The sequence below is a fragment of the Paraburkholderia phymatum genome (genome assembly GCF_040965635.1).
Taxonomy (GTDB): Bacteria; Pseudomonadota; Gammaproteobacteria; order Burkholderiales; family Burkholderiaceae; genus Paraburkholderia; species Paraburkholderia phymatum_B.
This window is the reverse complement of the sequence record NZ_JBFRCH010000020.1, coordinates 1-12,403: the sequence shown is the minus strand read 5'-3', so window position 1 is coordinate 12,403 and position 12,403 is coordinate 1. Positions and strand designations below refer to the sequence as shown.

The 12,403-nt window shown below is 64.0% G+C and carries 5 protein-coding genes and 3 pseudogenes; 6 read left to right on the top strand and 2 right to left on the bottom strand.

From position 1 onward, the window contains the following. Positions 1–26 precede the first annotated feature (26 nt). From AB4Y32_RS26880 to AB4Y32_RS26865, 4 genes are all read left to right on the top strand, one after another. A complete protein-coding gene (locus tag AB4Y32_RS26880) occupies positions 27–578 on the top strand; it encodes an LPS-assembly lipoprotein LptE (protein ID WP_368724276.1) in 552 nt (183 codons plus the stop codon). Positions 579–624: 46 nt separating this feature from the next. Beyond that, positions 625–1,764 carry a DNA polymerase III subunit delta gene (gene holA / locus AB4Y32_RS26875; protein ID WP_368724275.1) on the top strand — a complete coding sequence of 380 codons (1,140 nt, stop codon included), beginning with the start codon at positions 625–627 and terminating at the stop codon, positions 1,762–1,764. Positions 1,765–1,993: 229 nt separating this feature from the next. Continuing rightward, positions 1,994–3,265: a glutamate-5-semialdehyde dehydrogenase gene (locus tag AB4Y32_RS26870; protein WP_368724274.1), complete on the top strand. Its 1,272-nt coding sequence runs from the start codon at positions 1,994–1,996 to the stop codon at positions 3,263–3,265. A 26-nt stretch (positions 3,266–3,291) separates the two neighbouring features. Next, positions 3,292–3,714, top strand: coding sequence for a CopD family protein (locus AB4Y32_RS26865; protein WP_368724273.1), 423 nt, complete (start codon positions 3,292–3,294; stop codon positions 3,712–3,714). A gap of 133 nt (positions 3,715–3,847) precedes the next feature. On the opposite strand, the gene AB4Y32_RS26860 is transcribed toward AB4Y32_RS26865, so the two are convergent. Further along, positions 3,848–7,762, bottom strand: coding sequence for a YadA family autotransporter adhesin (locus AB4Y32_RS26860; protein WP_439899852.1), 3,915 nt, complete (start codon positions 7,760–7,762; stop codon positions 3,848–3,850). Then, a pseudogene (locus tag AB4Y32_RS40730) lies at positions 7,751–7,885 on the bottom strand (ESPR domain-containing protein); the annotation flags it as partial. The pseudogene AB4Y32_RS40730 and the gene AB4Y32_RS26860, both read right to left, overlap by 12 nt. Positions 7,886–8,868: 983 nt before the next feature. Between AB4Y32_RS40730 and AB4Y32_RS40725 the strand changes: the two are divergent. Then, a pseudogene (locus AB4Y32_RS40725) lies at positions 8,869–9,267 on the top strand (ESPR domain-containing protein); the annotation flags it as partial. A 45-nt stretch (positions 9,268–9,312) separates the two neighbouring features. Then, positions 9,313–12,403 (top strand): annotated as a pseudogene (locus AB4Y32_RS26850) (adhesin); the annotation flags it as partial.

Genomic DNA, 12,403 nt, shown 5'->3' with positions numbered 1-12,403 from the left:
GCTTTAACTGCGAACCAGGAGCCCATGTGAACCGCAGATCGTTTTTGACCCTGGCGTGCAGCGCGGTGCTGCTGTCCGCGTGCGGCTTCCAGTTGCGCGGCCAGCAGAACTACGCGTTCAAGCGCCTCGCCATCACGGGCGCGACGCCGCCCGTCGCTGCGCGCCTGACGCGCATGGTGCAGGGTGGCAGCGACACCGTGATCGTGAATTCGTCCGCCAACGCGGATGCGGTCCTGGTGGTTTCGGAGGCGCGCGGAACGGGTGTGCTGACGCTGAACTCGCTCGGCGTAGTCGAGGAGTACGCGCTGAACTATTCGCTGAACTACACGCTGAGCGGTTCGGACGGTACTTTGCTGATTCCGCCAAGCTCGATCGCGTTGAATCGCGCAATGACGTATAGCGACCAGTTCTCGCAGGCGAAGACCGCGGAGGCAGACATCCTTTACGCCGACATGCAGAACGACGCCGTCGATCAGCTGATGCGGCGCCTCGCCGTCGTGCGCTCGCTGCATCCGGCGCCGGGCCAGGAAGTGCCGGGCGTCGCGCCGCGCGCGCCGCTGCCGCCGCCGCCGCTCTGATCCGCCGACTGCATCGACCCGCTTTCACTCTCGTTCATCCGTAGCCATGCAACTGCGTCTTGACGCGCTCGAAGCGCACCTCGCGAAAGGACTCGCCGGCCTGTACGTCGTGTACGGCGACGAGCATCTGCTCGCGCAGGAAGCGTGCGACCGCATCCGCGCGGCGGCGCGCGCGAGCGGCTTTACGGATCGCACGGTATTCACGGTGGAGCGCGGTTTCGACTGGAGCTCGCTGCTTGGCGCGAGCCAGTCGATGTCGCTGTTCGGCGACCGGCAGCTCGTCGAATTGCGCATTCCGACGGGCAAGCCCGGCAAGGAAGGCGCGGACGCGCTGAAGACACTCGCGGCGTCAGCGAACCCTGATGTGCTCACGCTCGTCACGCTGCCACGCCTCGACGCCGCGACGCAAAAGGCCGCGTGGTTCACGGCTTTGGCGGAAGCCGGCGTCGCGCTGAAAATCGATCCCGTCGAGCGCGCGCAGTTGCCGAACTGGGTCGGGCAGCGGCTTGCGCAGCAAGGTCAGCGCGTGGCGGCGGGCGAAGACGGCAAGCGCGCGTTGCAGTTCATCGCGGAGCGCGTTGAAGGCAATCTGCTCGCGGCGCACCAGGAGATCCAGAAGCTCGGGTTGCTGTATCCGTCCGGCGTGCTGACATTCGAACAGGTCCACGATGCCGTGCTCAACGTCGCGCGCTACGACGTGTTCAAGCTCAACGAAGCGATGCTGGCAGGCGACGTCGCCCGGCTGTCGCGGATGCTCGACGGTCTGAAGGGCGAAGGCGAGGCAGCCGTGCTCGTGCTGTGGGCCGTCGTCGAAGAGATTCGCACGCTGCTGCGGATCAAGCGCGGCGTCGAAGCAGGCAAGCCGCTCGCGATGCTGCTGCGCGAGAACCGCGTATGGGGCCCGCGCGAGCGGCTCGTCGGACCGGCGCTGTCGCGCGTCACGGAGGCGTCGCTCGAAAAGGCGCTCGCGCTGGCGGCGAAGCTCGACCGGCAGGTGAAGGGCTTGTCGGGCGGCACGCCGGGCAATCATCGCAATGACCCGCCGCCCGATCCATGGGCGGGCCTCTTCGAACTCGCGATGGCTGTTGCCGGCGCGCAGGCTCCGCAAGCGCACGCCGCGCCGACGCGGCCTGCGCCAGGTCGAACGGCTCCCGCGCGACCGGCGCCAATGCGCCGACCGTCGTAGGCTGTCGCACGCCTGACGGATCATCACGCAGGGCCGCGTGCCAGCAACGCTCGCGTGTGTCCAGATTCCTCGTCAGGCCGTCCGGCAGCCTTTCCCGGTCCGTGACACGGTGGCACGGCGCCGCCGCGCCAAGCACGCTGTAGTCACACGTCTTACAATCGTCGCATCGTTCCGCTTGCAGAAATCGTCCGCCGCGCTTCGTGCAGAAAGCGGCACAACGGGAATCACCATGGATATCGACCAGTACATGACCGACCTCGGCCGCCGCGCGCGTCATGCATCGCGCGCAATGGCGCGGGCGTCGACGGCGGCGAAGAACGCCGCGCTCGAAGCCGTCGCAATCGCCATCGAGCGTGAAACGGATGCGCTGACGGAAGCGAATGCGCGCGATCTCGCGCGTGCTCGCGACAAGGGCCACGACGCTGCCTTCATCGATCGCCTGACGCTGTCGGATAAGGCGCTGAAGACGATGGTCGAAGGCTTGCGGCAAGTGGCCGCGCTGCCCGATCCGATCGGCGAGATCAGCAATCTGAAGTACCGGCCGAGCGGCATCCAGGTCGGCCAGATGCGCGTGCCGCTGGGCGTGATCGGCATCATCTACGAGTCGCGGCCGAATGTGACCATCGATGCGGCCGCTCTGTGCCTCAAATCCGGCAACGCGACGATTCTGCGCGGCGGGTCGGAGGCGCTCGAATGCAATACCGCGCTCGCGAAGCTGATCGGCGAAGGGCTGGAGAAAGCCGGCCTGCCGCAGGAAGCCGTACAGGTGGTCGAAACGTCGGATCGCGCGGCCGTCGGCAAGCTGATCACGATGACCGAATACGTCGACGTGATCGTGCCGCGCGGCGGCAAGAGCCTGATCGCGCGCCTGATCGAAGAAGGCCGCGTGCCGATGATCAAGCACCTCGACGGGATCTGCCATGTGTACGTGGACGATCGCGCGGACATCGCGAAGGCGATGAACGTCTGCGACAACGCGAAGACGCACCGCTACGGCACGTGCAACACGATGGAGACGCTGCTGGTCGCGCGCGGCTTGGCGGCTGAGGTGCTGCCGCCGCTCGGCAAGCTCTATCGCGGCAAGGACGTGGAACTGCGCGTCGATCCGGCAGCGCGGCGCGTGCTTGAGGCGGCGGGCGTCGGTCCGCTCGTCGATGCGACCGAGGAAGACTGGCGCACCGAATATCTCGCGCCCGTGCTGGCGATCAAGGTGGTCGACGGCATCGACGACGCGATCGGGCACATCAACGAATACGGCTCGCATCACACGGATGCGATCGTCACTGAAGACTACGACCGCGCGATGCGCTTCCTGCGCGAAGTGGATTCGGCGAGCGTGATGGTCAACGCATCGACGCGTTTTGCCGACGGCTTCGAATTCGGCCTCGGCGCGGAGATCGGCATTTCCAACGACAAGCTGCATGCGCGCGGGCCCGTCGGGCTGGAAGGGCTGACGTCGATGAAATACGTCGTGCTGGGACACGGCGAAGGTCGGCAGTAATTTCGGACATCGAGATAACAGAAAAAATGCCGATGCTTTGGGTCAAGACGTTTCACATCGTTCTGGTGGCTTCGTGGTTCGCGGGGCTCTTTTATCTGCCGCGGATTTTCGTCAATCTCGCGATGGAAACCGATCCGAATGCGGTGAAACGTCTGTTGATCATGGCCCGCAAGCTGTTTCGCTTCATGACGCTCATCGCGGTGCCCGCGCTGGCGTGCGGCTTGTGGCTGTGGCTGGTGATCGGGATCGGCAGCGGCGAGGGCTGGATACACGCGAAGGTCGGCGTGGTCGTGCTGCTCGTCATCTATCACGCGTATTGCGGCGTACTGCTGCGCACGTTCGAGCGCGGTGAAAACCGGCGCTCGGACAAATGGTATCGGATGTTCAATGAGCTGCCTGTTCTCGGCATGCTCGCGGCGGTTGCGCTGGTGGTGATCAAGCCATTTTGAGCGCTTTTTGATGGGTGTTTTCTCCACTTTCGTCTTTCAATAAAAAAAAGCGGTGTGCTGTTTCCGGCACACCGCGCTTCAATGCTTCCCGCTGGGCAAACGCCGCAACTTCCGGCGCTTGCCCTCGAGTCCGTTAGAACTCGTAGCCCACCTGTGCACGGACACCTGCATCGCCCGTCGACGTGACCGACAACGCGCCGTTGACCAGCCACTTGCTGTCGACCGAGCGATAGGTCACACCGACGCCGACAGCCGAGCCGCTCTTGTACGAGCCGGCGCCTGCCGCGACGACCGTCTTGCCCGGGCCCGACGGAGTCAGGTTCGGCATCGCCATCGCAGCGGCGATGCCTGCGTACGAGTTCTTCGCGACCTGGTTCACCGTGTTCTGCATCGTGTTGAACCGCTGGTCGGTGTAGTCCTTCGCGGTCATGCCGGCCGGCATGTTGCCCATCGCGTTCTGCACCGTTTCGTTCAACTGGCTGACATTGACGGCGTCGGTTGCTTCCGTACCGGCCGCGACGTTGGCGATCTGACGCTCGCTGCCCTTTGCGCCCACCGACACGGTGTTCGCACGATCAGCGACCGAGTTCGCACCCAGCGCCACCGAGTTGTCCGCCGTCGCCTTCGCGTTGCCGCCGATCGCAACCGCATTCGTGCCCGTCGCCTGCGAATCCGCCAGTTCCGAGTTCGAATGGAAGTACTTGATGCCAGCGTTGCCCGTCGTGATTTCGGTCAGCGTGTTGTTGATGCTGTTGATATCCGACGAGTTCTGCGTGACACGCGTGTCGAGGTTCGTTACGGCACCGGCGATCGAATTGACCGTCGTGCCGCCGACATTGAATGTCGGGGCCGAGATCGTGCCGTCGCTGTTCACCGTCGAGCCGCCGCCGATTGCGTTGGCGATCGACTGGTTCATCGAGTACGCCTGGGCGCCGGTGACGGCGTCCGTGCTCGATGCGCTGATGTCGCCGCTCGTGATGCCTGTCAGCTTGCGCGTGCCCGCCGTGCCGCTGAAGTCGACGGCCGAACCGTCCGTGTTCTTTGCAACCGTGATGTTGTGCGTCGTCTGATCCTGCTGGACCATGCCGATCGTGCCGCTGTTCAGGCCGTTCGTGATGCTTGCGATGTCAGCGGTGTTCTGCGTCGTGCGGGCGTCGATGTTGGTGATCGCGCCGCCCACGCTGTTGACCGTCGTGCCGCCGACCACATACGCCGGCGCCGAGATCGTGCCGTCGCTGTTCACGGTCGAGCCGCCGCCGAGCGCGCTCGCCATCGAGTTGCTTACGTTGTACAACTGCGAGCCGTTGATGGCATCGGTGCTCGATGCGCTCACGGCGCCTGCCGCCACGCCCGTGATGACGCGCGGGCCTGCCGTGCCGGACACGTCGATCAGCGAACCGCCCGTGCTGGCCGCGACGGTGATGTTCTGCGTCGTCGGGTCTTGCTGGACGAGACCGACCTGGCCACTGTTGATCTGGTCGGTCAGGTTCGTGATGTTGGTTGCGTTCTGCGTCGTGCGGGCGTCGATGTTGCTGACTGCGCCGCCGATGCTGTTGACCGTCGTGCCGCCGACCGTGTAGCTCGGTGCCGAGATCGAGCCATCGCTATTGACCGACGAACCGCCGCCGAGCGCGTTGCTGACCGACTGGCTCACGCCATAGAGCTGCGCGCCGTTGACGGCATCGAGGCTCGATGCGTTCACGTTGCCTGCCAGGACGCCCGTCAAGCGACGCGCGCCGGCCGTGCCCGTGAAGTCGACGATCGTTCCGTCCGTGTCCTTGGCGACGGTGATGTTGCGGGTCGTCGGGTCCTGCTGAACCAGGCCCACTTCACCGCTGGCGAGCGCCGTGGTCAGGTTGGTGATGTCGGACGAGTTTTGCGCGATCTGCGTCGTGTTTTGGATCGTGCGAGCGTCGATATTGCTGACTGCGCCGCCGATGCTGTTGACCGTCGTGCCGCCGACCGTATAGCTCGGAGCCGAGATCGAACCATCCGGGTTCACCGTCGAGCCGCCGCCGATCGCGCTGGCCGTCGAGCTGCTCACGCCGTACAGCTGCGTGCCGTTGACGGCATCGACGCTCGATGCGTTGACCGCGCCTGCTGCGACACCCGTCAGCTTGCGAACGCCCGCCGTACCGGTGAAGTCGACGATGGAGCCATCCGTTGCGCTTGCGACCGTGATGTTGCGGGTCGTGGCGTCCTGCTGGACCAGACCGACCGAGCCGCTGCTGATCTGCGTGGTCAGGCTGGTGATGTCGGCTGCGTTCTGCGTCGTGCGGGCGTCGATGTTGCTGATCGCGCCGCCGATGTTGCTCACCGTCGTGCCGCCGACCGTGTAGGACGGTGCGCTCACTGTGCCCGTGGTCGCATCGTAGGTCGAGCCGCCGCCCAGCGCTGCTGCCGTGTTCGCGCCGATCTCGTCGGCCTTTGCGTTTTCCGACTGCAACTGGCTCACGTTCACTGCGTCCGTCGCTGCTGAACCGGCCGCCACGTTCGTCACGCGACGCTCGGCGCCCGCCGAGCCTATCGACACTTCGCCGTTGGCCGTCGATGACGTGCCCGACAGCGTACCGCTGGCGGGGTTGTAGCCCACCGTGCTCAAGTCGGCCGTCGTCGTCGAGCCCGCGCCGAGCGCGACCGAATTCGTCGCGCTTGCCGTAGCATTGAAGCCGATCGCGACGCCAGCATTTGCGGAAACCGTTGCCTGATCACCGACGGCGATACCGTTTAGCGCGTTCAGTGCCCGGGTCCGACGGCCCATCGCGATGGCAGCCGAGGAATTCGCATCCGTCATCGACTGCGTGCCCATAGCGATGGCATCGCTTGCGACCGCCGTCGAACTCTGACCGATCGCAAAAGTATTCTGGCTGATAGCCTTTGCGCCATAGCCCAACGCGGTTGAATACTGGCCGACACTGGCGGACTGTCCACCGAGTGCAATAGATTCCGCCCCTGATGCCGTTGTACCGACTCCAATGGCTGTAGCGCTACCGCCCGATGCCGTTGCCGCGCCACCAATTGCCACTGTGTTAGCGCCCGACGCGGTCGAATCGGCCAGAGCCGAATTCGCGTGGAAATACTTGATGCCCGAACCGTTGTTGATGTTGTTGACGGTCGTGTTGATGGTGCTGATGTCCGCCGTGTTTTGCGTCACGCGGCTGTCGATGTTGCTGATCGCGCCGCCGATGTTGCTCACCGTCGTGCCGCCGACCGTGTAGGACGGTGCGCTCACGGTGCCCGTGGTCGCATCGTAGGTCGAGCCGCCGCCCAGCGCTGCTGCCGTGTTCGCGCCGATCTGATCGACCTTTGCATTTTCCGACTGCAACTGGCTCACGTTCACTGCGTCCGAGCCGTTCAGGCCCGCCGCGACGTTTGTGACGCGGCGCTCGGCGCCTGCTGCGCCAACGGACACTTCACCACCGGCCGCCGTCGCCGCCAGCGTACTGCTGCCCGGGTTATAGCCTGCCGTGCCCAGCGTCGCCGAATCCGCGACCGAATTCGCACCCAGCGCGACCGAGTTCGACGTGTTGGCGACAGCATTGGTGCCCAGCGCGACCGCCGAGGAGGCCGACGCCGTGGAACCGGCGCCTACGGCAGTAGCGCCCGTGCCCGAGGCGGTAGACGAACTGCCGATTGCGGCGGCGCCAAGCACTGACGCGAACGAACTGTCACCGATGGCCATCGCAGAGTTTGCACTTGCGGTCGCACTGTTGCCAAACGCCGACGCGTGAACGCCACTGGCAAGTGCATCACTACCGACGGCCGTGGCACCGCCCGCTGTCGCCTTGGTACGTACACCAAGCGCAACCTGATCCCAGTCTCCGCCCGTTATGCCGTTCCAGGTCGTACCGCTTCCTGCGCCGCCGGCGGTTGCAGTCGAACCGATTGCGATCGCACTGGTCCCGGTCGCGTTCGCGCAGTAAGTGCCAACAGCTCCATCAATGGCGATCGAAGATCCTGAGCCCGTGTTCGCACAACCGCCCAAGTCCAGACCTGTCCCCGAGTTGGCTAACGCTGTGCCGCTGGCCAGAAGTCCACCGACAAGCACGGTCGTGCAGGTAACGAGAACTGCCTGAATGCTCGACTTCTTCTTGCGCCCCTTCGCGTTTTCATGGGCCGCTACCCAAGTGCCAGTCGACTCATTCCAAACCGATCGGTACGTTCTGTTCATTTGTTATCCTAATTAAATGGAATTTCAGGTGCCGTTGACTTGCTTGATTGCGTGTTGAGCGCCAGCGAAATCCGGGCACGGGGAGGTCCGCCGTCATCCCAGGCGGAGGTGCCGTCGTAGTGATCGACCACGCACGGACGATCGTCCACCGCATCGGGTTTTCGAGAGCTTCTAGTAGCAACCGGTAGCAATGCAGCTACTGACCACGCGACACCCATCTTCGTCGGGGTGGTCAGTCCGCTATTCGAACGCAAGCAGTCTCGCAGTTTCTCCTTCAGCGAATTGGCTACTTGCTGAGATGTTCGACGGGGCCGACTTTATGAGAGAGCGGGGACGAGTTAAATAGCAAGGCTCTTAAAAAATTGAGTGTCGAGCGCGCGCTTGCGTCTGCGCAATCAGATCGAATGCGAGAAGTCATGCTTGATCGCATGACACAAAGGACGTTTCTTAGGTCACGCGGTGGCAAACCGCTTCCCTCTTGCCATTCTTGAAATAGCGATCCCGCGCATCGGCGGGACTCCAGTTGATGGTCCGGCGCCGAGCGGTCCGCTCCTTCGATGCGCTTTACGAGCTTGTACTTTCCGACCTTTTCACTTACGGCGCCTCAATTACGTCGGGATTTCATCAGATCTCTTTAGGAAAAGCCGTTTGTGGCCGTGTCGATGACATGGGTCAAAGCAAGTTAGCTCTTAGATAGTGCGGCGGCTTGACGCGCGAATTAGGACTGTTCTTATTTATTGCGAGGTTTGGCATCTCTAAAGTTCATCCCCAGGATGGCAGATTATTTGAGATGGCGCACCAACTCCATTGCGCACATCGAACCAGCCTGCGCCGCTGACGGTTGACCAGCTAACCCTCGGCGAAGACCCGATCGCTTTCGGGGTTGCGGCACGACGACCAGTGCTCGTCCGCACATTACTTCTATTACAGATCACATCAATAGCTTCGAGGCACACGATTGCCTCATGAAAACAGGATAGCGAATGAATAAGGCGTACCGATCAATTTGGAACGAGTCGACCGGGACTTGGGTGGCGGCGCAGGAAAATGCGAAAGGGCGCAAGAAGAAGTCCAAAGCCAGGACTCTCATGACGTTGGCTGTCTTGTCGGCAGTGCATGCGGGCGTCGCATTTGCAGGCAGTGTGGATGGTGGGACGGTGACAGGAAATAACGGCGCGATGGCCGTAGGTAACACCGCGAGCTCATCCGGCACAGGATCGATTGCAATCGGTGTGGGTGGGAGTGTAAATGCTCATACTGTTTCGTCCGGTACCGATGCGCTGGCTGTCGGCAATGGCGCGGCCGCCACAGCGCAGGCTGCGGAAGCACTGGGTGGATGGTCCACTGCATCGGGAACCAGTGCAGTGGCGGTGGGCACGGGTGCCCTTGCAACACAGAGCTCTGCATTGGCGGTGGGCTCTAGTTCAATGGCGACCGCACAAAGCGCTGCTGCCATAGGACCATCCGCGACCGCGTCGGCTACCAGCGCCATCGCACTTGGCGCTTCTGCTGCTGCCGTGACGGCCAACTCGGTAGCACTGGGTGCGAACTCGGTCGCGGATTCGACGACGCTCGGTACGGCGGGCTATAACCCGGGCAGCGGCACGCTGTCGGCGGCGACGGCGCCGGGCGGTGAAGTGTCGGTGGGCAAGGCGGGCGCGGAGCGCCGCATCACGAACGTTGCGGCGGGCCTGAATGGCACGGATGCGGTGAACGTAAGCCAGTTGCAGTCGGAAGACGCGAAGGTCAATCAGAGCGGCACGACGACGGCGGCAGCGCTGGGCGGCGGCTCGACCTACAACTCGACCACTGGTGCGATCAGCGCGCCGAGCTATGCGCTCCCGAACGCGAATGCGATCGACGGCACGTCGGGCGCTAAGGCGGACATAGGCTCGGCGTTCAACACGGTTGACACGGCGCTGGGAAAGCTGAATACAAGCATAACGAATATCACCACCGGCGGTGCCGGCATCAAGTATTTCCATGTGGCCGGAGGCGCCGACTCGTCCGCGACAGGCAGTAACGGTGCAATGGCAATCGGCCCGTCATCGACGGCATCCGGTATGGGCTCCATCGCCATGGGCACGACGGGCTCGTTTAGTGGAGTGGCCATTTCCTCGGGCATGGATGCAATGGCGCTCGGCAACGGCTCGCTGACAACCGCCGAGGCAGCAACGGCGGTTGGTGTGAGCGCGACGGCGAGCGGCGGCAATTCGATTGCCCTCGGTGCCGGCGCCCTTGCCGCGACGGCGAGCTCGGTGGCGCTGGGCGGGAGCTCGCTGGCCAACTCGACGACGCTGGGCACGGCAGGCTTTACGCCGGCGGGCGGCACGGCGATCTCGGCGGCAACGGCGGCGGGTGAAGTGTCGGTGGGCAAGTCGGGCTCGGAGCGTCGCATCACGAACGTCGCAGCCGGCCTGAACCCGACCGATGCAGTGAACCTGAGCCAGCTGACGTCGGAAGACGCGAAGGTCAACAACGTCTCGAACAATGTGTCGAACGTGGCCAACAATCTCGCCAACACCAACAATAACCTCGCCAACACCAACAACAACGTCGCGAACCTGAGCAACAACGTGACGAACATCGTCAACGGTGGCGGCATCAAGTACTTCCACGCAAACTCGACGTTGGCGGATTCGACGGCAAGCGGTGTTAATGCCGTGGCGATCGGCGGCGCGGCTGTGGCAAGCGGTTCCGGCGGTGCGATTGCAATGGGTGCGCAGTCGCTTGCTTCGGGCGGTGGCGCGATTGCGCTCGGTCAGGGAGCGACGTCTACGGGCGTGGTCGATATTGCCATTGGTCAGAATGCGCAAAACGCCGCGGGTGTGAACAACTCGATCGCCATTGGCGGCAGTGCATCGTCGGGCAACCAGTCGACGTCGATCGGTAACGGCGCCGACACCCATCTCTCGTCCTATGCGGTGGCGATCGGTCACAGCACCACAGTGACGGGCGCAAATTCGACAGCGCTGGGTGCGGGCGCGTTAGCATCGGCGGCCAACAGTGTCGCTCTGGGAAGTAACTCGACGACGACGGCCAATCTGAGCGCCGCAGGCTATAACCCGGGCAGCGGCACGCTGTCGGGCACGGCGTCGGTGGCCAACGGCGAAGTGTCGGTGGGTTCGGCAACCAAGGAGCGCCGCGTGACGAACGTGGCGGCGGGTTCGGCGGCCACCGATGCGGTGAACGTGAGCCAGCTGCAGTCGGAAGACGGCAAGGTCAACCAGGCGGGCACGACGGCGGCGGCGGCGCTGGGCGGCGGCTCGACCTACAACCCGGCGACGGGCGCGGTGAGCGCGCCGAGCTACGCGCTGACGAACGCGAACGCGATCGACGGCACGTCGGGCGCGAAGGCGGACATCGGTACGGCGTTCACGACCGTCGATACGGCGCTGGGCAAGCTGAACAACAACATCAGCAACGTTTCGAACAACGTGTCGAACGTGGCGAACAATCTCGCCAACACCAACAACAACGTCGCGAACCTGAGCAACAACGTGACGAACATCGTCAATGGCGGCGGCATCAGGTACTTCCACGCGAACTCATCGCTGGCGGACTCGGTGGCGACGGGCACGGATGCGGTGGCGATCGGCGGCAATGCGAGCGCGACGACGGCCAACTCGGTGGCGCTGGGCTCGAACTCGCTGGCGAACTCGACGTCGCTCGCCACGGCAGGCTTCACGCCGGCGGGCGGCACGGCGATTGCAGCGGCAACGGCTGCGGGCGAAGTGTCGGTGGGCAAGGCGGGTGCTGAACGTCGTATCACGAACGTGGCGGCCGGTCTGAACCCGACCGATGCGGTCAACGTGAGCCAGCTGAGCTCGGAAGACGCGAAGGTCAGCAACGTCTCGAACAACGTGTCGAACGTGGCGAACAATCTCGCCAACACCAACAACAATGTCGCGAACCTGAGCAACAACGTCACCAACATCGTCAACGGCGGCGGCATCAGGTACTTCCACGCGAACTCGACGCTGGCGGATTCGTCGGCGACGGGCACGGACGCGGTGGCGATCGGCGGCAATGCGAGCGCGACGACGGCCAACTCGGTGGCGCTGGGTTCGAACTCGACGACGACGGCGAACCTGTCGGCAGCGGGTTACAACCCGGGCAGCGGTACGCTGTCGGGCACGGCATCGGCGGCCAATGGTGAAGTGTCGGTGGGCAAGACGGGTTCGGAGCGCCGCGTGACGAACGTCGCAGCAGGCAGCGCGGCCACGGACGCGGTGAACGTGAGCCAGTTGCAGTCGGAAGACGCGAAGGTGAACGCGGAAGGCGCAGCGACGGCAGCAGTGCTGGGCGGCGGCTCGACGTACAACTCGACGACGGGCGCGATCACGAACCCGACGTACGTCGTGGGTGGCAGCACGTATAACAACGTGGCGGGCGCGATGACCAACATCGACGGCCGTGTGACGCAGAACACGACCGACATCAGCAACATCACGACGCAGCTCAACAGTGGCGAGATCGGTCTGGTGCAGCAGGATGCGTCGACGGGCACGATCACGG

Excerpts from the sequence above, each read along its gene's own strand:
- holA (WP_368724275.1), top strand. The coding sequence starts at position 625 with ATGCAACTGCGTCTTGACGCGCTCGAAGCGCACCTCGCGAAAGGACTC.
- AB4Y32_RS26870 (WP_368724274.1), top strand. The coding sequence starts at position 1,994 with ATGGATATCGACCAGTACATGACCGACCTCGGCCGCCGCGCGCGTCAT.
- AB4Y32_RS26865 (WP_368724273.1), top strand. The coding sequence starts at position 3,292 with ATGCCGATGCTTTGGGTCAAGACGTTTCACATCGTTCTGGTGGCTTCG.